22 protein-coding genes and 1 riboswitch are annotated in these 21,079 nt (G+C 65.3%); of the genes, 17 read left to right on the top strand and 5 right to left on the bottom strand.

What is annotated here, in order from left to right:
* Window positions 1-140: 140 nt before the first annotated feature.
* The 3 genes from IFU31_RS16010 to purM are packed head-to-tail and all read right to left on the bottom strand — an operon-like array spanning window position 141 to window position 2,565.
* Complete coding sequence (locus IFU31_RS16010; RefSeq protein WP_122478924.1) at window positions 141-851, bottom strand: DUF3108 domain-containing protein; 711 nt, start codon at window positions 849-851, stop codon at window positions 141-143.
* Between the two features lie 8 nt (window positions 852-859).
* Window positions 860-1,507, bottom strand: a complete 648-nt coding sequence (gene purN / locus IFU31_RS16005; RefSeq protein WP_192103700.1) for a phosphoribosylglycinamide formyltransferase — start codon at window positions 1,505-1,507, stop codon at window positions 860-862.
* The gene (gene purM, locus IFU31_RS16000; RefSeq protein ID WP_122478920.1) at window positions 1,507-2,565 is read right to left on the bottom strand and encodes a phosphoribosylformylglycinamidine cyclo-ligase; all 1,059 of its coding nucleotides are present in this window, start codon (window positions 2,563-2,565) and stop codon (window positions 1,507-1,509) included. Before purM ends, purN begins: the two co-directional genes overlap by 1 nt.
* A 245-nt stretch (window positions 2,566-2,810) precedes the next feature.
* Here purM and IFU31_RS15995 point away from each other — a divergent pair, with 245 nt between their 5' ends.
* From IFU31_RS15995 to IFU31_RS15975, 5 genes are all read left to right on the top strand, one after another.
* Complete coding sequence (locus IFU31_RS15995) at window positions 2,811-3,854, top strand: DUF2066 domain-containing protein (RefSeq protein WP_192103698.1); 1,044 nt, start codon at window positions 2,811-2,813, stop codon at window positions 3,852-3,854.
* 81 nt (window positions 3,855-3,935) lie between these two features.
* A complete protein-coding gene (locus IFU31_RS15990) occupies window positions 3,936-5,009 on the top strand; it encodes an AI-2E family transporter (RefSeq protein ID WP_192103696.1) in 1,074 nt (357 codons plus the stop codon).
* Between the two features lie 155 nt (window positions 5,010-5,164).
* The gene (gene hda / locus IFU31_RS15985; protein WP_122478914.1) at window positions 5,165-5,869 is read left to right on the top strand and encodes a DnaA regulatory inactivator Hda; all 705 of its coding nucleotides are present in this window, start codon (window positions 5,165-5,167) and stop codon (window positions 5,867-5,869) included.
* A gap of 313 nt (window positions 5,870-6,182) precedes the next feature.
* Complete coding sequence (locus IFU31_RS15980) at window positions 6,183-6,818, top strand: C40 family peptidase (protein WP_192103693.1); 636 nt, start codon at window positions 6,183-6,185, stop codon at window positions 6,816-6,818.
* 108 nt (window positions 6,819-6,926) lie between these two features.
* Entirely contained in the window at window positions 6,927-7,472 is a 546-nt protein-coding gene (locus IFU31_RS15975; RefSeq protein ID WP_122478911.1) for a C40 family peptidase, read from the top strand.
* A 39-nt stretch (window positions 7,473-7,511) separates the two neighbouring features.
* On the opposite strand, the gene IFU31_RS15970 is transcribed toward IFU31_RS15975, so the two are convergent.
* Window positions 7,512-8,825: a PQQ-dependent sugar dehydrogenase gene (locus IFU31_RS15970; RefSeq protein ID WP_122478909.1), complete on the bottom strand. Its 1,314-nt coding sequence runs from the start codon at window positions 8,823-8,825 to the stop codon at window positions 7,512-7,514.
* Between the two features lie 134 nt (window positions 8,826-8,959).
* Window positions 8,960-9,182: riboswitch (cobalamin riboswitch) on the top strand.
* Between the two features lie 162 nt (window positions 9,183-9,344).
* Here IFU31_RS15970 and cobO point away from each other — a divergent pair.
* From cobO to IFU31_RS21745, 12 genes are all read left to right on the top strand, one after another.
* Entirely contained in the window at window positions 9,345-9,956 is a 612-nt protein-coding gene (gene cobO / locus IFU31_RS15965; RefSeq protein ID WP_192057433.1) for a cob(I)yrinic acid a,c-diamide adenosyltransferase, read from the top strand.
* Window positions 9,953-11,287 (top strand): cobyrinate a,c-diamide synthase, encoded by a 1,335-nt coding sequence (locus IFU31_RS15960; RefSeq protein ID WP_192103691.1) that lies wholly within the window; start codon window positions 9,953-9,955, stop codon window positions 11,285-11,287. Before cobO ends, IFU31_RS15960 begins: the two co-directional genes overlap by 4 nt.
* Entirely contained in the window at window positions 11,284-11,931 is a 648-nt protein-coding gene (bluB, locus tag IFU31_RS15955; RefSeq protein WP_192103689.1) for a 5,6-dimethylbenzimidazole synthase, read from the top strand. Before IFU31_RS15960 ends, bluB begins: the two co-directional genes overlap by 4 nt.
* Window positions 11,928-12,836, top strand: coding sequence for an adenosylcobinamide-phosphate synthase CbiB (gene cbiB, locus IFU31_RS15950; RefSeq protein ID WP_192103686.1), 909 nt, complete (start codon window positions 11,928-11,930; stop codon window positions 12,834-12,836). Before bluB ends, cbiB begins: the two co-directional genes overlap by 4 nt.
* On the top strand, window positions 12,829-13,821 hold the full coding sequence (gene cobD / locus IFU31_RS15945) for a threonine-phosphate decarboxylase CobD (RefSeq protein ID WP_122478901.1): 993 nt from the start codon (window positions 12,829-12,831) through the stop codon (window positions 13,819-13,821). The genes cbiB and cobD overlap by 8 nt, the downstream gene beginning before the upstream one ends.
* On the top strand, window positions 13,818-15,284 hold the full coding sequence (locus IFU31_RS15940) for a cobyric acid synthase (protein ID WP_192103684.1): 1,467 nt from the start codon (window positions 13,818-13,820) through the stop codon (window positions 15,282-15,284). The genes cobD and IFU31_RS15940 overlap by 4 nt, the downstream gene beginning before the upstream one ends.
* A gap of 1 nt (window position 15,285) precedes the next feature.
* Window positions 15,286-15,807, top strand: coding sequence for a bifunctional adenosylcobinamide kinase/adenosylcobinamide-phosphate guanylyltransferase (gene cobU, locus IFU31_RS15935; RefSeq protein ID WP_122478898.1), 522 nt, complete (start codon window positions 15,286-15,288; stop codon window positions 15,805-15,807).
* Window positions 15,804-16,859: a nicotinate-nucleotide--dimethylbenzimidazole phosphoribosyltransferase gene (gene cobT / locus IFU31_RS15930; RefSeq protein WP_192103681.1), complete on the top strand. Its 1,056-nt coding sequence runs from the start codon at window positions 15,804-15,806 to the stop codon at window positions 16,857-16,859. The genes cobU and cobT overlap by 4 nt, the downstream gene beginning before the upstream one ends.
* Entirely contained in the window at window positions 16,856-17,428 is a 573-nt protein-coding gene (cobC, locus tag IFU31_RS15925) for an alpha-ribazole phosphatase family protein (RefSeq protein WP_192057426.1), read from the top strand. The genes cobT and cobC overlap by 4 nt, the downstream gene beginning before the upstream one ends.
* Window positions 17,429-17,430: 2 nt before the next feature.
* Window positions 17,431-18,150, top strand: a complete 720-nt coding sequence (locus IFU31_RS15920) for an adenosylcobinamide-GDP ribazoletransferase (protein ID WP_192103679.1) — start codon at window positions 17,431-17,433, stop codon at window positions 18,148-18,150.
* Between the two features lie 97 nt (window positions 18,151-18,247).
* Window positions 18,248-19,456, top strand: coding sequence for an MFS transporter (locus tag IFU31_RS15915; RefSeq protein WP_185793738.1), 1,209 nt, complete (start codon window positions 18,248-18,250; stop codon window positions 19,454-19,456).
* A complete protein-coding gene (locus IFU31_RS21745) occupies window positions 19,453-19,578 on the top strand; it encodes a hypothetical protein (RefSeq protein ID WP_264382555.1) in 126 nt (41 codons plus the stop codon). Before IFU31_RS15915 ends, IFU31_RS21745 begins: the two co-directional genes overlap by 4 nt.
* A gap of 55 nt (window positions 19,579-19,633) precedes the next feature.
* On the opposite strand, the gene IFU31_RS15910 is transcribed toward IFU31_RS21745, so the two are convergent.
* Complete coding sequence (locus IFU31_RS15910) at window positions 19,634-20,896, bottom strand: OmpP1/FadL family transporter (protein WP_185793737.1); 1,263 nt, start codon at window positions 20,894-20,896, stop codon at window positions 19,634-19,636.
* Window positions 20,897-21,079: the final 183 nt, after the last annotated feature.

The following is a 21,079-nucleotide window of genomic DNA, read 5'->3' as shown; positions in this document are numbered from 1 at the left end:
GCAGGCGTATGGTTGTCGTCACATAGCTGTACAAGTGGCGGGAATCCGCCCTGTGCGCCTCCCCGCGCCGAAACCGTGGCGGATATCCGCCCACGAAAAAGGGCCCCGCAGGGCCCTTGTCGTTACCGCAACGCAGCCACTCAGCTGCCTTTTACCGATTTGCCGTCCACCGTGCCGTCCTGCAGCATGATGTTGTACTCCTTGCCGTCGGTCTCGACCTGCTGCAGGCGCACCAGCAGGTAGTCCCAATCCTTGGCGAACCAGAGCACGGTGATGCGCTTGCTTTGGGTGGGATCGCGCACGCGCTCGACCTTGATCGCGTCGACCTGGCCTGCCTTGGTCTCGACCTTCTCGGTACCCAGCACGCGGAAGTCGTAGGTGTCGATCTCGTCGCCATCGACCACCTGGTAGCTCATGCTCTTCTTACCTGCGGCAACGTCGTGCTGCAGAGCCAGCTGATAGGTGGATTTGTCCAGGACGCCGGTGTTGAGGGGCAGGTTGATCGGGTCGCCTCGGTCGGTACCGGTGACCTTCTTGGCCGCCCAGTCGAAGTCGAGGTTGACCTTGCGGGCCTTGCCCAGCCCGCCACGTTCGAAATTGTAGGTCTCGGGCAGCATGGCTTCCTTGTCGACACGCAGGGTGCTGACTTCACTCAGGCTGGCGATCATCATCGAGGCCTTGAATGCCAGCGTCCAATCGCCGTTGGCGCCCTTGCTCAGGCTGCGCTCGGCGGTGCCGCTCATGGGCAGCTGTTTCCAGTCGGCCGTGTAGCTGGCGGAAAAGGGCTTGAGCTCTGCGGCGTGAAGCGGAAGGGCCAGCAGGGCAACGGCGAAGAGCAGGGCGCGACGCATATAAACTCCTAGAGTCGAATCAAATGGCCACAAGCCGGTAACGGCTGGCCATCGAGCAGTGCACCCTGTTCGCCCAGGCGCACACGGCCTTCGGCGAACCAGCGCACTGCCAGCGGGTAGATCTGGTGTTCCTGGGCATGCACCCGTTGCGCCAGGGTGTCTGGCGTGTCGGTCGACTGTACCGGAATCACTGCCTGTACGACCAGTGGCCCGCCATCGAGTTCCTCGGTGACGAAGTGCACGCTGCAGCCATGCTCCCGGTCCCCGGCCTTAAGCGCGCGACGGTGGGTATGTAGACCCTTGTGACGCGGCAGCAGGGAGGGATGGATGTTGAGCAGACGGCCCTGATAGTGACGCACGAAAAACGGGCTGAGGATGCGCATGAAGCCGGCGAGGACCACCAGGTGGGGTTGGTACTGGTCGACGAGGTCGATCAGGGCAGCATCGAAGGCTTCGCGGTCGGCGAACCCCTGATGCTCCAGTACGCGTGCCTCGATGCCTGCATCGCGTGCGCGCAGCAGGCCAAGGGCATCGGCCCGGTTGGAAACCACCGCGGCGATGCGGGCGGGGTTGCCTGCCTGCAGGCTGTCGAGCAAGGCCTGCAGGTTGCTGCCGGTGCCCGACAGCAGCACCACGACGTTACAGGTCGAAGGCATCAGTGAGCCTTGAGGTTCTTCAGTTCGACCTGTGCGGCACCTTCAGCGGCCTGGGCGATTTCACCGATGACCCAAGGTTGCTCGCCGGCGGCGCGCAGGGACGCCAGGGTTTTCTCGACATCGGCCTGGGCCACGCAGATGACCATGCCGACGCCGCAGTTCAGCACCCGGTGCATCTCGTGCTCATCGACGTTGCCCTGCTGCTGCAGCCAGTCGAACACCGCAGGACGCTGCCAGCTGGCGACGTCGACCACGGCCTGGGCACCCTTGGGCAGGACCCGCGGGATATTGTCGAGCAGCCCGCCGCCGGTGATGTGGGCCATGGCCTTGACGGCTCCGGTGTCCTTGATCAGTTGCAGCAGGGGTTTGACGTAGATGCGCGTGGGTGCCATCAGCAGGTCGGTCAACGGCTTGCCGTCGAGCTCGACGGTCTCGATGTCGGCACCGGCGACTTCGATGATCTTGCGCACCAGCGAATAACCGTTGGAGTGAGGGCCCGAAGACGGCAGGGCGATCAACGCGTCGCCGTTGGCGACCTTGCTGCCGTCGATGATCTCGGCCTTCTCGACCACACCCACGCAGAAGCCGGCCAGGTCGTAGTCTTCGCCTTCGTACATGCCCGGCATCTCGGCCGTCTCGCCGCCTACCAGAGAGCAACCGGCCAGTTCGCAGCCGGCGCCGATGCCGGTGACCACGGTGGCGGCGGTGTCGACGTTGAGCTTGCCGGTGGCGTAGTAGTCGAGGAAGAACAGCGGCTCGGCGCCACACACCACCAGGTCGTTGACGCACATGGCAACCAGGTCGATACCGATGCTTTCATGGCGATTGAGGTTCAGTGCCAGGCGCAGCTTGGTCCCCACGCCGTCGGTGCCCGACACCAGCACGGGCTGCTTGTAGCCGGCCGGGATTTCGCACAAGGCACCAAAACCGCCCAGGCCGCCCATGACCTCGGGGCGCGCGGTACGCTTGGCGACGCCTTTGATGCGTTCGACCAATGCTTCACCGGCGTCGATGTCTACACCGGCGTCCTTGTAGCTCACGGAGGGTTTATTGCTCATGATCCAGGCCTTTAAAGGAGGGAGTCGGGGGAGTCGACCGTCGTCGATCCACGAAGGCGCGCGATTTTATCAGGCTTGTCCGAACGTCACCAGCGCGGTTCGACGGTTGTGCCATTGCCGGCTTGCGCCCGCCCGCAGCCAAGGCGCGCGCGGGCATGCTACATTGGGCGCCGAGCTTGACCACTGAGCTTTTTGCCGATTGTACGGTCACAGCCTCAATCCGCTATTACCGTCGGGAAACGTCCATGCGTCTGCGCCACTACCTGCTAGCCACCTGCATCACCCTGTCGAGCGTGCCGCTGCACGCCGAAACCATCAGCAACCTGTATCAGGTGCGCGAGCCCGTGGCCAGCCAGACGCCGGAAGAGCGTACCCAGGCCACCCAGCGTGCGCTGGAAACCCTGGTGCTGCGCCTGACCGGCGACGCCAAGGCGTTTGCCAGCCCAGGCCTGGCCAGCGTGCGCAAGGATCCACAGCAGATCATCAGCCAGTACGGCTACGATGCAGGCCCGCCCGAGTCGCTGCAGGTCGATTTCGACATGGCCAGCACCGACACCGCCTTGCGCTCGGCGGGTCTGCCGACCTGGGGCAGCAATCGGCCTTCGATCCTGGGCTGGTGGTTGAGTGACAGCGTCGAGGGCAGCAGCCTGGTCGGTGACGGCCAATCCGCCGCCGAGCCGCTGCGCCGCGCCGCACAGCATCGCGGTCTGCCATTGCGCCTGCCCCTGGCCGACCTCGGCGAGCAGGGCGTGGGGACTGCACAGAACCTCGAAGCCAGCGACCCGGCGGCGCTGCGTGGCGCGTCCGAGCGCTACGGTGCCGATGGCCTGCTGGCTGTGCATGCGCGCGAGGAGGAAGGCAAATGGTCGGGCACCTGGCGCCTGTGGCTGGGCAACCAGCGCGAACAGGGCAAGGCCGAGGGCGCCGACCAGGCGGCCCTTGCCGATGCCGTGCTGCTGGCCGTCAGTCAGCGCCTGGCCACGCGTTTCGTGGCCAAGCCCGGCGCCAGCAGCGAAATGACCCTGGCAGTCGAAGGCATGAACCTGGAGCGTTACGCGCAGATGGGTCGCCTGCTCGAATCCTACGGTGCGCGCCTGCGCACGGTGGACGGCGACAAGGTCGTCTACCGCGTGACGGGCAGTGCCGAGCAGTTGCGCGCGCAACTGGGCCTGGCCAAGCTGCAGGAGGTGCCGTACCAGGCGCCCGCGGTACCGGTCGATGCCCAGGCGGCTCCCGGCACGCCGGCGCCAGCGCCCCAGCCCGCGCCGGACCTGAGCTTTCGCTGGTAAGCCGGCGACGCCAATGCGACGCCGCGCTGGCGTCGCACCCAATTCCCGTTTTGTCTCTTCTATATATAGCTGGGCTGTCCGATGACTGATATGCGCCGTTGGTTCTGGCTGGGAGCAGTGCTGCTGCTCTGCGTGTTCTTCTACCTGCTGCATCCGATTCTCTCGCCTTTCCTGGTAGGTATCCTGCTGGCTTATCTCGCGGATCCGCTGGTCGACCGACTGGAGAAATGGAAGCTGTCGCGCATCTGGGGCGTGGTGGTGGTGTTCGCCCTGTTCACGCTGCTGTTGGTGCTGGCGCTGCTGGTGCTCATCCCCATGCTCGCCAAGCAGTTGGTCAGCCTGTACCAGATGGCCCCGCAGATGCTCGACTGGTTGCAGCATTCGGCGCTGCCATGGGTGCAGGCCCGGCTGGGCCTGGCCGAAGGATTCTGGAAATTCGACCAGATCAAGGCCGCCATCAGCAGCCATATGGGACAGACCACCGATGTGGTCGGGGTGATACTGTCCCAGGCCACGGCGTCCGGTCTGGCGTTCATGGCCTGGTTGGCCAACTTCGTGCTGATCCCCGTAGTCGCCTTTTACCTGTTGCGCGACTGGGACCTGATGATGGCGAAAATCCGCGGCCTGCTGCCACGGCAACGGGAAGGGCAGATCGTGCGCCTGGCGGGTGAGTGCCACGAGGTGCTGGGCGCGTTCGTGCGTGGACAGCTGCTGGTGATGCTGGCCCTGGGTGTCATCTACGCCACCGGATTGATGCTCGTGGGCCTGCAGTTGGGCCTGTTGATCGGCGTCGTGGCCGGGCTTGCGGCCATCGTGCCGTACATGGGCTTCGTCATCGGCATCGGTTCGGCGATCATCGCCGGCCTGTTCCAGTTCGGCCTGGACCCGTTCCACATGATCGCCATCGTCGCCGTATTCATGATCGGCCAGGCGCTGGAGGGCATGGTGCTCACGCCTTTGCTGGTGGGCGATCGCATAGGCCTGCACCCGGTGGCGGTGATCTTCGCCATTCTCGCCGGCGGCGAGCTGTTCGGTTTCACCGGCGTGCTGCTGGCGCTGCCGGTGGCTGCGGTGATCATGGTCCTGGTGCGGCACATGCACGACCTGTACAAGGACTCGAACATCTACGCCGGCTCCGAGGATCCAGACCTGTGAGCGCGGCGGGCCCTGCGGGGCTCGCTGCAGCCAAACTGTAAACCTTTGATTTTCCAAGCAGTGTTGCGCATTGTGCGGCTGCCCGGGCAGGTATAGACTTTGCACACTTCACATTGAGGCCCGTTGCAGCTCGATCCCAGGGCTGTTCAGCCAGCATGAAACCGATTCAGCTGCCCCTAGGTGTGCGTCTGCGGGATGACGCGACCTTCATCAATTACTATCCAGGCGCCAATGCCGCGGCACTCGGCTACGTCGAGCGCCTGTGCGAAGCCGACGCCGGTTGGACCGAAAGCCTCATCTACCTGTGGGGCAAGCACGGGGTAGGGCGCACTCATTTGCTGCACGCAGCCTGCCTGCGTTTCGAACAACTGGGCGAACCGGCGGTGTACCTGCCGCTGGCCGAACTGCTCGATCGAGGCGTCGGCATCCTCGATGATCTGGCCCAGTACGAGCTGGTGTGCCTGGATGACCTGCATGTGGTGGCCGGCAAGCCGGAGTGGGAAGAAGCCCTGTTCCACCTGTTCAATCGCCTGCGTGACAGTGGCCGCCGGCTGCTGATCGCCGCGTCCCACTCGCCTCGCGAACTGCCGGTGAAGCTTGCCGACCTGAAGTCGCGCCTGACCCTCGCCCTGATCTTCCAGATGCGCCCGCTGTCCGACGAGGACAAACTGCGCGCCCTGCAGCTGCGTGCATCGCGTCGCGGCCTGCACCTGACCGACGAGGTCGGCCATTTCATTCTCACCCGTGGCACGCGCAGCATGAGTGCACTGTTCGAGCTGCTCGAGCGCCTCGATCAGGCCTCACTGCAAGCGCAGCGCAAGCTGACCATCCCTTTCCTCAAGGAAACGCTGGGGTGGTAGAAAAGGCAGGTCGATTCAGCCGCTCTATGACCTGTTTCACCGGTGTTCCAATCGGTTCTAAGTGCGCCTCTGCAGCATGCTTATCTGTATAGACGTCCAGTCATGATGGTGGCATTTTGCGATTATCTTTCGGCCAATGAATTCGGGGATTCGGCGTCATTATCGTGCAACGGGGTGCGAGCGGGGCTGCAAAATGGGGCGTTAGATGTCACCGTAATTCTCCTGAGTCACATTTCGTTCGATTGAATTTGCAAATAATCGCGATACAGGTATAGTCGCTTCTCTTTCACTATTCCTCGTCACGGTCGTGCCCATGCTCAATCGCTTAGCACCCCTCGTGCCCATCGCACTGTTGACCCTTCTGGTCGGTTGCGCGGCGCAAGCGCCGGTCTCCCAGCAGCAGGTTCTGGACCCGGTCACCGCCGTCCAGCCGCATCAATCCCCTTCGAAAGCCTCGCTGCTGTTCGAAGAAGAAATCACCACCGAAGACGAGCTGGCCCAGTTCGACGGCAGCAAGGGCTACAGCTTGCCGATCCTGGCCGACAGCATCCTGGAGCGTGGCAAATCCCTGATCGGTACCCGCTACCGTTTCGGCGGCACCGACAAGGCTTCCGGTTTCGATTGCAGTGGTTTCATCGGCTATCTGTTTCGCGAAGAGGCGGGCATGAACCTGCCGCGCTCGACTCGCGAGATGATCAACGTCAAGGCCCCACTGGTTGCCCGCAACAAGCTCAAGCCCGGTGACCTGCTGTTCTTCAGCACCAACGGTCGTGGTCGTGTCAGCCATGCCGGCATCTACCTGGGCGATGACCAGTTCATCCATTCCAGCAGCCGCCGCAGCGGTGGCGTTCGCGTAGACAGCCTGGGCGACAGCTACTGGAGCAAGACTTTCATCGAGGCCAAGCGGGCCCTGGCCATGGCGCCCACCACGATGATCTCCAGCAAATAACGGATGCAGCGCAACAAAGCGGCGGTGAGGTGAAAACCTCAGCGCCGTTTGTGTTTTCGGGTAATGAATCTAGTCTATTACGGCAGTCGGCTCAGGATGGTTCGGTACATGTCTACCCAGGCACGCGTTTTCGCTTCAATCGCATTGGCCGCCGTGCTTGCCGGCTGCGCCAGTGCGCCTCCGGCCAAGGTAGTCAGGCCCAAGGTCATCAACCCGATCGTCATGAACCCCAACAACGACATGGTCGGCGCCGCCGACGACGTCTTGTTCCGGGCCTTGGGATTGGTGGGCACGCCGTACCGCTGGGGAGGCAATACGCCCGACTCCGGGTTCGACTGCAGCGGCCTGATCAGCTTCGTTTATCGCGATGCCGCCGGCATTGCCCTGCCGCGCTCGACGCGGGAAATGATCGTGATGCGCTCGCCGGATGTCGACCAGTCGCACCTGCAGTCCGGGGATCTGGTGTTCTTTGCCACCAGCGGTGGCTCGCAAGTCAGTCACGCCGGTATCTACGTAGGGGAGGGGCGTTTCGTGCATGCCCCGTCGAGCGGCGGCACGGTCAAGCTCGATTACCTGAACAAGCCCTATTGGCAAAAAGCCTATCTCAACGCCAAGCGGGTGCTGCAACCCGGCCAGCTGGCGCGCAATCCGTGACCCGAACGGGGCGAGTGATCTCGCCCCGGCTTGGCTCGATCACTTGGCGGCAGTGACTCGCCAGATCTTGTTGCCCACATCGTCGGCAACCAGCACACCGCCCTTGTGGTCGGGCAGTACCGCAACCGGGCGACCCATGGCTTTCTCGTCGCCATTGAGGAAACCACTGAGCAGGTCGATGGGCTGGCCGCTCGGCTTGCCGTCCACGAACGGCACGAACACCACCTTGTAGCCGCTGTGCGGCTTGCGATTCCACGATCCATGCTGGCCGATCAGTGCGCCCGTGGTGAAGGGGGCAGGCAATCCGCTGCCGTCGGCGAAACTCAAGCCCAGCGATGCCGTATGCGGCCCGACTGCATAGTCCGGCGCGATGGCCTTGGCCACCAGTTCGGGATTCTGCGGCTCGACGCGTACGTCTACATGCTGCCCGTAATAGCTATAGGGCCAGCCGTAGAAACCACCATCCTTGACCGAGGTGATGTAATCCGGCACCAGGTCGCTGCCGATCTCGTCGCGCTCGTTGACCGCCGTCCACAACTTGCCGGTCTTGGGTTCCCAGGCCATGCCGTTGGGGTTGCGCAGGCCGGAGGCGAAAATCCGGTGCTGGCCCGTGGCAGCATCCACTTCCCAGATTGCTGCGCGGCCTTGTTCCTGATCCATGCCGTTCTCGCCCACGTTGCTGTTGGAGCCAACGGTGACGTACAGCTTCTTGCCATCTGGGCTGGCGATGACGTTCTTGGTCCAGTGGTGGTTGAGCGTGCCGCCCGGCAGGTCCACGACTTTCTCGCCCGCGCCGCTGATCGAGGTGGCGCCATCGGTGTATTTGAAGCGCAGCAGCTTGTCGGTGTCCGCCACATAGAAATCGTTGCCGACCAGGGTCATGCCGAACGGCGAATTGAGGTTGGCAATGAAGACGGTACGGGTCTCGGCCACGCCATCACCGTCCTTGTCGCGCAGCAGCGAAATCCGGTTGGCGCTGGGCACGCCGGCGCCCGCCCGGCTCATCACCTTCTCCATGACGAAGCCGCGAATACCCTTGCTGTCGTCGGGCTTGGCCGGCGAGTTGGTTTCCGCCACCAGCACGTCACCGTTGGGCAGCACGTAAAGCCAACGCGGGTGGTCCAGGTCTGCGGCGAAAGCGGCCACCTGGGTGCCGGGCGCCGCCGTTGGCTTGCCACCTTCGGGCCAGCCCACCGCCGGCGCGATATTGACGGTAGGGATCAGGGTCTTGTTGGGCTCGGGCAGCTTGGGCGAGGGGCCCGTCCCGTCGCTGACCTGCAATGACGATGTTTCGCCACAGGCGGCAAGGCCGGCAGCCAGCAGAATCAATGTAGCGAGGCGGGTCTTGTGCATGGTCGGGCTCTCTGAGGTTTTGTTCACAGAAGGTAGAGGCACTGGCGGTTGGCAAGGTTCAACCGCGTTGCCGGTCAGCGGCAGCAGGGGATCAGGTGCTGCGGATCAATTGACGCTCCTGGCTCAACCCTCTAACCTGCGCGGCTGTTCCAGGTGCTCGGCGATCGGACGATCCAGACGAGTGAAACAGGGAAGCCGGTGCGCAGCGTTCGACGCGCCATCCCGGCGCTGCCCCCGCAACGGTAGACGAGTCAAGGCTGCACACGATGCCACTGAAGTGATTCGGGAAGGCGTGCGGCCTGGGTGTGTACAGCCCCGCTCGTGAGCCCGGAGACCGGCCTGGTCCACCTTTACGGCACGCTGCAGGGCCGGCGCTCATTCTCGGGCGTCGTTGCGCCGGGCCGTGCCCTGACCCATGTACTGTCGCGCGGGGAGAGCGGCATTGACGTTCACTGTTCGGCCAGCCGGCCTCGGTGTCGCGTTGATGCTGCCTGCGTGCAGGTGTAGCGGAGAGCCACCATGAACGAAACGACCGAACGCGACGCACGTCACCTGGCGCGCATGCTGCGCAAGAAAGCCGTGATGGACGAACGCATCGCCAATTCTCCCAACGAATGTGGCTTGCTGCTGGTGCTCAGCGGTAACGGCAAGGGCAAGAGCAGTTCGGCGTTCGGCATGCTCGCGCGAGCCATGGGCCACGGCCTGCAGTGCGGCGTGGTGCAGTTCATCAAGGGGCGCAACAGCACCGGCGAGGAACTGTTCTTCCGGCGCTTTCCCGAGCAGGTGCGCTACCACGTGATGGGTGAAGGGTTCACCTGGGAAACTCAGGATCGGCAGCGAGACATCGCGGCGGCCGAGGCTGCCTGGGACGTCTCCAGGCAACTGATGAGCGATCCGGCCATTGGCCTGGTGGTGCTCGACGAACTCAACATTGCCCTCAAGCATGGTTATCTCGACCTGGACACCGTGCTGCATGATCTGCAGGCACGTCCGCCCATGCAGCATGTGATCGTCACCGGTCGCGGGGCCAAGCCCGAGCTGATCGAACTGGCCGACACAGTCACCGAAATGGGTGTGGTCAAGCATGCGTTCCAGGCCGGCATCCGTGCCCAGAAGGGCATCGAACTATGACCGAGCCGCGCCAGTGTCCGGCGGTGCTGATCGCCGCCCCGGCCTCCGGGCAGGGCAAGACCACCGTGACCGCCGCCCTGGCGCGCCTGCATCGCAATCAGGGGCGGCGGGTGCGGGTGTTCAAGTGCGGCCCGGACTTTCTCGATCCGATGATCCTCGCTCGCGCCAGCGGCGCGCCTGTCTATCAGTTGGACATGTGGATGGTCGGCGAGCAGGACAGCCGGCGGCTGTTATGGGAAGCGGCGCAGGAAGCCGACATCATCCTCATCGAAGGCGTCATGGGCCTGTTCGACGGCACGCCGTCCAGCGCTGACCTGGCGCGTCATTTCGGCGTTCCGGTGCTGGCCGTGATCGATGGCACCGCCATGGCGCAGACGTTCGGCGCTCTTGCCTTGGGCCTGGCCTGTTACCAACCCGATCTGCCGTTCGCCGGCGTCCTGGCCAACCGGGTCGGCACGGTGCGTCACGCGCAACTGCTCGAGGGCAGCCTGACCCAGGGTCTGCGCTGGTACGGCGCGTTGTCCCGGGAAACCGGGATCGAACTGCCGAGCCGCCATCTGGGGCTGGTCCAGGCCAGCGAGCTCAACGATCTGGATACCCGCCTGGATGCCGCGGCCGCCGCCCTGGCCCAGACCTGCCAGGTGGCCTTGCCGCCTGCGGTCACCTTCGCCGCCCCGGTCGAACGCTCGGTGGCGCGCCTGCTCGATGGCGTGCGCCTTGGTGTGGCCCGCGATGCCGCGTTCGCTTTCGTCTACGACGCCAGTCTGGATGTGTTGCGCGACATGGGCGCCGAGGTGGTGTTCTTCTCGCCGTTGCACGACCTGCGGCTGCCGCCATGCGACAGCCTGTACCTGCCCGGTGGCTACCCCGAGCTGCACCATTTGGCGCTCGCCGCCAACGTTTCGATGCTCGACGATATCCGCGCTCACCATGCCGCGGGCAAGCCGCTGCTGGCTGAATGTGGCGGCATGCTCTACTTGCTCGACGCACTGACCGACGTCGAAGGGGCCCGCGCGCAACTGCTGGGTCTGCTGCCCGGCGAAGCAGTCATGCAGAAGCGCTTGGCGGCCCTGGCCTTGCAGGCGGTCGAGCTGCCGGAGGGGGTATTGCGCGGGCACACTTATCACCACTCGCTGACCAGTACCGAGTTGCAGCCGATTGCTCGCGGCGTCAGCCCCAATGGCGGTCGCGGCGCCGAGGCGGTTTACCGCCAGGGACGGATGACGGCCTCTTACGTGCATTTCTATTTCCCGTCCAATCCGGCGGCGGTGGCCGCACTGTTCGCGCCCGATGATCGCGCGCCTGCAGCCGGGCATCGGGCGGCGTCATGAGCGAGCCCTACAGCGACAGCGAGCGCGCCGCCATCTACCGAGTGATCGCCGAACGCCGCGACATGCGTCACTTCACCGGTGGCAGCGTGCCGCCGGCGCTGCTTGCGCGGCTGCTGGCAGCCGCCCATCAGGGGCCAAGCGTCGGCCTGATGCAGCCCTGGCGTTTCATCCGCATCAGCGACGCCGATGTGCGCGGTCGCATCCAGGCGCTGGTCGAGGAAGAGCGACTGCGCACCGCGCACGCCATGGGCGAGCGTTCGGACCAGTTCATGCGGCTCAAGGTCGAAGGGATCGCGGACTGCGCCGAGGTGCTGGTGGCAGCGCTGATGGACGATCGCGAGCGCCATGTGTTCGGCCGCCGGACCTTGCCGGAAATGGACCTGGCCTCGGTGTCCTGCGCCATCCAGAACCTGTGGCTGGCGGCGCGCGCCGAGGGTTTGGGCATGGGTTGGGTGTCGCTGTTCGATCCCCATGCCCTGGCCGAGGTACTGGGCATGCCCGCTGGAGCCAAACCGGTGGCGGTACTGTGCCTGGGGCCGGTCGAAGGCTTCTACGATGCGCCGATGCTGGAACTTCAAGGCTGGGCTGCCCCCCAGCCGCTCGAACACATGCTGTACGAAAACCAATGGGGAAAATCGTTGTGAGCATTGCGTTGATGACGGCGGCCGGGGTGGCGCTCGATGCCCTGTTGGGGGAGCCGCGCAGGCACCATCCGCTGGTTGCCTTCGGCCGTCTGGCCAACCGGATCGAAGCACGTTTCAACCGCGCCGGGCGTGGCTGGCGCAGCCATGGTGTCACCGCCTGGTTCCTGGCCGTGGTGCCCCTGACCCTGTTGGCGACATTGCTGTCCTGGCTGCCGCTGGTCGGCTGGCTGGTGGAGATTGGCGCGCTGTACCTGGCGCTGGGCATGCGCAGCCTGGGGGAGCACGTGATGCCCGTGGCCCAGGCCCTGCGCAGCGACGACCTGGCCAGCGCTCGTCAGCGTGTCGGCTATCTGGTCAGCCGGCAGACCGATGAGCTGGACGCCGAGGCAGTGGCCCGGGCCGGCACCGAATCGGTGCTGGAAAACGGCAGTGATGCGGTGTTCGCGGCGATCTTCTGGTTCGTCGTGGCCGGCGCGCCCGGGGTTGTCCTGTATCGCTTGAGCAACACGCTGGACGCCATGTGGGGCTACCGCAACGAACGCTTCGAGCGTTTCGGTTGGGCGGCGGCGCGGATCGACGACGTGCTCAACTACATCCCGGCGCGCCTGGTTGCGCTCACCTATGCCGTGCTGGGCAAGACCCGCCTGGCCTTGCGCTGCTGGCGCCGGCAGGCACCGCAGTGGGACAGCCCCAACGCAGGCCCGGTGATGGCGGCAGGGGCCGGCGCATTGGGCGTGCAGCTGGGCGGTCCGGCTATCTATCACGGCGAGCTGCATGAGCGGGCCGTGCTGGGCGAGGGTGCGCCGGCCGATGCCGACAGCATCGAGCGCGGCTGGAACCTGGTCCAGCGCGGCGTGTGGCTGTGGCTGTTGGTGCTGTGTCTGGGAGGCTTGCTCGATGCTTGAACACGGAGGGCGCTTGCGCCAGGCGGTGCTCGAATACGGTATCGCCGAAGACGACTGGGTCGACCTGTCCACCGGTATTGCGCCATGGGCTTTCCCCCTGCCCGAGATCACGGCGCGCGCCTGGGCGCGGCTGCCGGAAAACGAAGACGGTCTGGAAGACGCCGCGCGCAGCTACTATGGCTTCGCGCACGTGCTGCCGGTGCCGGGCTCGCAAGCGGCCATTCAGACACTGCCACGCCTTCGTCGCAGTGGTCGGGTAGGGGTGCTGTCGCCGTGCTACGCCGAACATGCCGAGGGCTGGCGACAAGCGGGGCATGTGGTACGCGAAATCAGCGAAGACGAGGTCGAGCACTTCATCGACAGTCTCGACGTGCTGGTCGTCGTCAACCCGAACAACCCCACTGGCCGGCTGTTGTCCGCCGACTGCCTGCTGGCCTGGAATGCGCGTCTGAACAGCCGGGGCGGCTGGCTGGTGGTCGATGAAGCGTTCATGGACAACACGCCGCGTGCCGGTCTGGCTCGCTACGGCGTGCAACCTGGGTTGATCGTGCTGCGCTCGTTCGGCAAGTTCTTCGGCCTGGCGGGTGTACGGCTGGGCTTCGTCCTCGGCGAGCCGCGCCTGCTGCGCCTGCTGGCCGACCTGATCGGGCCTTGGGCAGTGAGCGGACCGACACGCCAGCTGGGGCAGGCCTGCCTGCTCGACCAGCCGTCGCAGCAGGCGCAGATCGCCCGCTGCGCCGCGGCCAGCGAGCGCCTTGCCCAATGCTTGCGGCGCCACGACCTGGCGCCACAGGGCGGCTGCGCACTGTTCCAGTCGGTGGCGTACGAAGGGGCCGAGCGCCTGCAGGATTTCCTCGCCCGTCGCGGCATCCTCGTGCGGCTGTTCAAGCAGGACAGCCGCCTGCGCTTCGGCCTGCCTGCCCGCGAGGGCGACTGGGCACGACTCGAATCCGCCCTGGGCGAGTATCGCAAGGAGCATGCATGAGCACATTGATGGTTCAGGGCACCACGTCCGATGCCGGGAAAAGCACGCTGGTCACCGCGCTGTGCCGCTGGCTGACCCGTCAGGGCGTGGCGGTGGTGCCGTTCAAGCCGCAGAACATGGCCCTCAACAGTGCGGTGACTGCCGACGGCGGCGAGATCGGTCGTGCCCAGGCGGTGCAGGCCCAGGCCGCGGGCCTGCAGCCGCATACCGACATGAACCCGGTGTTGCTCAAGCCCAACAGCGACACCGGTGCCCAGGTGATCATCCACGGGCGCGCCGTGACCAGCATGAACGCCGTCGCGTATCACGACTACAAGGCCATCGCCATGCAGGCGGTACTGGCTTCGCACCAACGGCTGAGCGCAAGCTACCCGGTGGTGGTGGTCGAAGGCGCCGGGTCGCCAGCGGAGATCAACCTGCGCGCCGGCGACATCGCCAACATGGGCTTCGCCGAGGCGGTGGATTGCCCGGTGCTGCTGATCGCCGACATCAACCGCGGCGGCGTGTTCGCCCATCTGGTTGGTACCCTGGAACTGCTTTCGCCGACTGAACAGGCGCGGGTTCAGGGCTTCATCATCAATCGCTTTCGCGGCGACATCGCCTTGCTCCAGCCAGGCCTGGATTGGCTGGAGGCCCGTACCGGCAAGCCGGTGATCGGTGTGCTGCCGTATGTCATGGACCTGCACCTGGAGGCCGAGGACGGCCTGGATCGGCGTCAGTCAAGCAAGGCCGACAAGGTGCTCAAAGTGATCGTGCCGGTCTTGCCGCGCATCAGCAACCACACCGATTTCGACCCGCTGCGCCTGCACCCGCAGGTCGACCTGCAGTTCATCGGCGTGGGCGATGACATCCCCGCGGCCGACCTGATCATCCTGCCCGGCTCCAAGAGCGTGCGTGCCGACCTGGCCCACCTGCGTGCCCAGGGCTGGGAACAAGCGATCGCCCGCCACCTGCGTTATGGCGGCAAGGTGCTGGGCATCTGCGGCGGGCTGCAGATGCTCGGCACGCGCATCGACGACCCGCTGGGCCTCGAAGGCGCAGCCGGTTCCAGTACGGGGCTGGGCCTGCTGGAATTCACCACCGAACTGCACGCTGAAAAACAGCTGCGCAACGTGACCGGCCAGTTGACCCTTGAACAGGCCGCCGTCAGCGGCTACGAGATCCATGCCGGGGTGACCACCGGGGCGGCGCTGGATCATCCGGCGGTGCAATTGAGTGATGGCCGCCGCGACGGCGCGATCAGCGCTGACGGGCAGATCCTGGGGACTTACCTGCACGGCTTGTTCGAAGCGCCGCAGTCATCGGTGGCCTTGCTGCGCTGGGCGGGACTGGCCGACGTGCAGTCGGTGGATTACCACGCGTTGCGCGAGGCCGACATCGAGCGCCTGGCCGACCTGGTCGAGCAGCACCTGGACACCGCGCGCCTGCGCGAGCTGTGCGGCTTGCCTGGGGGAGGTGCCTGACATGCTGCAACTGATCCTCGGCGGTGCCCGCTCCGGCAAGAGCCGCCTGGCTGAACGGCTGGCCACCGACAGCCAGCTGCACGTCGTATACATCGCTACCAGCCAGCCGGTGGATGGCGAGCTTGACCAGCGGGTGGCCTTGCACCGCGAGCGCCGTCCCGATCATTGGGGGCTGGTGGAAGAGCCACTTGCTTTGGCTGACGTGCTGCGTGCTCAAGCGCGCAGCGATCGCTGCCTGTTGGTTGACTGCCTGACCCTGTGGCTGACCAATCTGCTCATGCTCGACGAGCCCGAGCGCTTGAAGGCAGAGCGTGAAGCTCTGCTGGAAACACTGCCCGGCCTGCCGGGACACATCCTCTTCGTCAGCAACGAAACCGGCCTGGGCGTCGTGCCGCTGGGTGAACTGACCCGGCGCTACGTCGACGAGGCAGGCCTGCTGCACCAGGCCTTGGCCGAACGCTGCGAGCGAGTGGTGTTCACCGTGGCCGGCCTTCCCATGGTATTGAAAGGACCTGCGTTATGAACTCAGCCTGGTGGCTGCACACTGCCCGTGCCGCCGATGCCCGCATTCATCGCGAGGCGCTGGAGCGTCAGCAGCAGTTGACCAAGCCGGCCGGCTCGCTCGGCGCGCTGGAACAGGTGGCCGTGCAACTGGCCGCATTGCAAGGGCGGCTCAAGCCCTCGGTCGAGCAGGTCTGGGTCTCGGTGTTCGCTGCCGACCACGGCATCGTCGCCGAGGGCGTCTCGCCCTATCCGCAGGAAGTCACTGCACAAATGGTGCACAACTTCGTCAACGGCGGTGCGGCCATCAGCGTATTGGCGCGCCGCCTGCAGGCACGCCTGGAAGTGGTGGACCTCGGTACCGCGACGCCGCTGGGCGATCTGCCTGGCGTGCAGCATGTGCGGATCGCTGCCGGTACGCGCAATTTCATCGACGCGCCGGCGATGAGTTTCGAGCAGGGCACGCAGGCACTGCAGGCCGGTCGCGACAGCGTGCTGCGGGCGAAAGCCAGCGGCACCGAGCTGTTCATCGGCGGTGAGATGGGCATCGGCAACACCACGTCGGCCACCGCGCTGGCCTGCGCCTCGCTGGCGTGCGCCGTGGTCGATCTGGCCGGGCCGGGCACCGGTCTGGACGCCGCTGGCGTGACCCACAAGGTGCAGGTCATCGAGCGCGCCTTGAAGGCCCATGCCAAGCTGCCCGATGAACCGCTGCAGCGCCTGTTCTGCTACGGTGGCTTCGAGGTTGCCGCGCTGGTCGGCGCCTACCTGGCCTGTGCCCAGGAGGGCATCGTAGCGCTGGTGGATGGTTTCATCTGCAGTGTCGCGGCGCTGTTGGCGGTGCAATTGAACCCGTCCATCCGGCCTTGGCTGCTGTTCGCTCACAACGGCGCCGAACCCGGCCATCGCCATGTCCTGGCAGCCCTCGAGGCGCAACCGTTGCTGCAACTGGGCCTGCGCCTGGGCGAAGGCAGTGGCGCCGCCTTGGCCGTGCCGCTGTTGCGCCTGGCGTGCGACCTGCACGGGCAAATGGCGACCTTCGCCGAAGCGGCTGTCGCGGACCGTCCGGCATGATCTTGCACCTGGATCTGCTGCGCCATGGCGAAACCGAGATCGGCGGGTTTCGCGGCAGCCTCGATGACGCCCTGACCGAGCGCGGTTGGGCCCAACTGCACGCGGCGGTTGCCGACCGTTCCGGTTGGGACCGCATCGTCAGCTCACCGCTGCAGCGATGCGCACGCTTCGCCGAGGTGCTGGCCGAACAGCGCGGGCTGCCGCTGAGCTTCGAGGCTGGTCTTCAGGAACTGCATTTCGGCGCCTGGGAAGGCCTGAGTGCGGCGCAATTGATGCAGACCGACGAAGCCGGTCTGGGGCTGTTCTGGAACGACCCCTACGCCTTCACGCCACCCGACGGCGAGCCCATGCTGGATTTTTCCGCGCGCATCCATGCCGCGTTGCGCAGGTTGCACCTGCAATATCCGGGCGAGCGGTTGCTGCTGGTGGTGCACGGCGGGGTCATGCGCCTGTTGCTGGCCGAAGCACGCGCCCTGCCACGCGAACAGCTGCTTCAAGTCGAGGTCGGACACGCTGCCTTGTTCAGTGTGGTGATGGCAGCCGACGGCAGCCTGAGCGAGCCGTCCTGAACATGCTGCCGTTCTGGATCGCCTTGCAGTTTCTCAGCAGCTTGCCGGTGCGCCTGCCAGGGATGCCCAGCCCGCAGGATTCGGGTCGCTCGCTGTTGTTCTATCCGGCGGTGGGGCTGCTGTTCGGCGTGCTGCTGTGGTGCGCCAACACCCTGCTCTCCGGGGTGCCGGCTTTTCTCCACGCAGCCCTGTTGCTGACACTGTGGGTGGTGCTCAGCGGTGGGCTGCACCTGGACGGTCTGGCGGACAGTGCCGATGCCTGGCTGGGCGGATTCGGCGACCGCGAACGCACCTTGCTGATCATGAAGGACCCACGCAGCGGTCCCATGGCCGTGGTGACGCTGATGTTGGTGCTGCTGCTCAAGTTCTGTGCGCTGCTGGCCTTGCTCGAGCAGGGCCAGCAGGCCGCGCTGATGCTGGCCCCGATACTGGCGCGGGCCGCCATGCTCGGCCTGTTCATGACCACGCCCTACGTGCGCGCTGGCGGGCTGGGCCAGGCCCTGGCCGACCACCTGCCGCGTCGTGCCGGCGCCTGGTTGCTGGCAGGCGTGGCGCTGGTCAGCCTGGCGTTCTGCGGGGTTTGGATCAGCCTGTTGGTGCTGGCTGGCTTCGTGGCGCTGCGACGCCAGGTGATCAAGCGTTTGGGCGGCACCACCGGCGATACCGCCGGCGCCATGCTCGAGTTGCTCGAACTGTTGGTGCTGCTGGGCGCTGCGCTGTAGAACCTGCCTCGCAGATGGTTGCATGCGGCGCTGCCTGTCGGCGATGAACAGGCATACAATCGAGCGGCCTGTCCCCTCATGCCCGGAGCACACAATAATGACATCGGTATGGCGTACCAGCGGCTGGGTCCTGCTCGGCGCAGCCCTGATCCTTGCCCTGTCCCTGGGCATTCGCCACGGCTTCGGGCTGTTCCTGGCGCCCATGAGTGCGGAGTTCGGCTGGGGCAGGGGCGTATTCGCGCTGGCCATCGCGCTGCAGAACCTGATCTGGGGCCTGGCCCAACCCTTCGCCGGCGCCCTGGCGGATCGCTTCGGCGCCGGGCGGGTGGTTGCGGTGGGTGGTGTGCTCTACGCGGTCGGCCTTGGCTGCATGGGGCTGGCCAACTCCGAGTTGAGCCTGAGCCTCAGCGCTGGCCTGCTGATCGGCCTGGGGCTCTCCGGTACGTCGTTCTCGGTGATTCTGGGCGTGGTCGGGCGAGCCCTGCCCGCCGAACACCGCAGCATGGGCATGGGGATCGCCAGTGCAGCCGGCTCGTTCGGGCAATTCGCGATGCTGCCCGGCACGCTCGGCCTCATCAGCTGGCTGGGCTGGTCGACGGCCTTGCTGGTGATGGGCGTACTGGTGGCGTTCATCGTCCCCCTGGTACGCATGCTCAAGGACCGGCCACTGCCAGCCCAGGCCCACGATCAGAGCCTTGGCCAGGCGCTGCGTGAGGCGTGCGGCCATTCGGGCTTCTGGCTGCTGGCGCTGGGCTTCTTCGTGTGTGGTTTCCAGGTGGTATTCATCGGTGTGCACCTGCCGTCCTACCTCGTCGACCAGCACCTCCCGGCAAGCGTCGGCACCACGGTTCTGGCGCTGATCGGGCTGTTCAACATCTTCGGCACCTACATCGCCGGCTGGTTGGGTGGACGCATGTCCAAGCCGCGTTTGCTGACCGCCTTGTACCTGATGCGCGCCGTGGTGATCGTGCTGTTCCTGTGGTTCCCTGTCACTACCGTCAGCGCCTGCCTGTTCGGCATGGCGATGGGGCTGCTCTGGTTATCGACCGTTCCCTTGACCAACGGTACCGTCGCAACGCTGTTTGGCGTGCGCAACCTGTCGATGCTCGGCGGCATCGTGTTTCTCTTCCACCAGCTGGGGGCGTTTCTGGGGGGCTGGCTGGGCGGCCTGGTGTACGACCAGACCGGCAGCTATGACCTGGTCTGGCAGCTGTCGATTGCGTTGAGCCTGCTCGCCGGTGCGCTCAACTGGCCGGTGCGCGAACGCCCCGTTGCCCGGCTGCAGGCGCAGGGAGCGAGCGCATGAGCAGACTCCGCAGCGTGCAACTCGCCATGGCATGCGCACTGGCCGCGCTGCTGGGTCTGGCGTGGTGGGGCTGGCAGCAGGGCGGACTGGCCCTGCTGCAAATGAACATGAGCCTGTGCTGACGTCACACATGAAAAAGCCCCGAACCGGTCGGGGCTTTTCGTATTACCTGATCGATCAGAAGCGGTAGGTCACTGAAGTACCGAAGCCATGTGCGCTGTTCTCGTACTTGGCCTGGTAGGCACCCTTGGTGGCGCTGACCAGGTTGATCTTCGTGTCTTCTTCCTTCAGGTAGGAATAAGCGAAGTCGAAGGTCAGGTCGTCCGTCGGGCTCCAGCCAGCACCCAGGCTGAGGATGGCGCGGTCGCCCGTCGGGATGCGTGGCGAACGGTTGGTGTTGTTGGTCGGCGACTGGTCAACCGAAAAGCCCGTGCGCAGCGTCCACTGTTTGTTCAATTTGTAGGCGGCGCCCACGGCATGAGACCAGGTGTCGTGCCAGTTCTGTTCTTCGGTGATGGTGCCGATCGATGAGCGCAGCGCGGCAGGCACGCCTTCGTTCTCGACCGAGATTTCCTTCAGGCGGCTCCAACGGGTCCAGGTGCTGCCTGCGTACAGGGTCCAGTCCTGGTTGAGTTCGTGGGTGACCGAGAAGTCCACCGACTCAGGCGTGTCGATGTCCAGCGATGCATCGTACTTGCTGCCGTTGAACGGCCCGAACCCCGAACCTTCGACCTTGGTATGGCCGTCCAGCTTGTACTTGACCTTGGAGTGGTAGGTCAGGCCCACGCGGGTATCATCAGTGGCCTGAACGAGCACGCCGACGTTGAAGCCCACGGCGGTATCGTCGCCCTTGATCTTGACTTCGCCGTCGTTGCGGCCTGGCGTCGCGCGGTTCAGCGCGGCCGACGTCAGCTCGCCTTCAAGGCGGTTGAAGGTAGGACCGAAGCCGATCGACACACGCTCGTTGAAGGCATAGCTGACGGTAGGCTGCAGCGTGACGACCGCCACATGGCTCTTGTCGCCCCAGTAGCGGCCGGCAAAACCACTTTCATAGTCGGTGACCAGACCAAAAGGCGCGTACAGACCGAAACCGACGGTCCAGTTGTCATCCAGGGGTTTGACGTAGTAGCCCATCGGGACGCCAACGAACGGGACCATGTCGCCGTCGTTGCTGCCGCCGAAGGTTCCACGGCCGCTGATGTCGGTCTTGGCGACGATGGCCGCAGCGCCGACGCTGACCTGTTCACGTTTGATGCGGGACATGCCGGCAGGGTTGCCATAGACAGTGCTGGCGTCCTCGGCGGACGACGAGCGACCGGCGAAGCCGGTACCCATGCCGCTGATGCTTTGTTCATTGAGGGCGAAGCCGGCAGCGAAAAGCTGGCTGGATGCCAGGGTGACAGCGAAGCCGAGAGTGGTCTTGAGCATTGGTCTTTTCATTGTTTTAACTCTAGGGGGGCACTGAGGCGCAAGCTACCAACATTTTCACTGCAACGCTATAGCCTGAAACACTCTGGCTAGAGCGGTTTTGTAGGACAATCCGACCAGAATTTACGGGCGCCCGAATGCAGCTTCCAGGGGCCGCGTATGCGCCACCCCTGTGCCATGGGCGCACGCCGGTGC

The sequence above is a fragment of the Pseudomonas sp. CFBP 13602 genome, from assembly GCF_014842725.1.
Classification (GTDB): Bacteria; Pseudomonadota; Gammaproteobacteria; order Pseudomonadales; family Pseudomonadaceae; genus Aquipseudomonas; species Aquipseudomonas baltica.
Note: the sequence above shows the minus strand (reverse complement) of the source record. Positions and strands in the feature narration are given on the sequence as shown.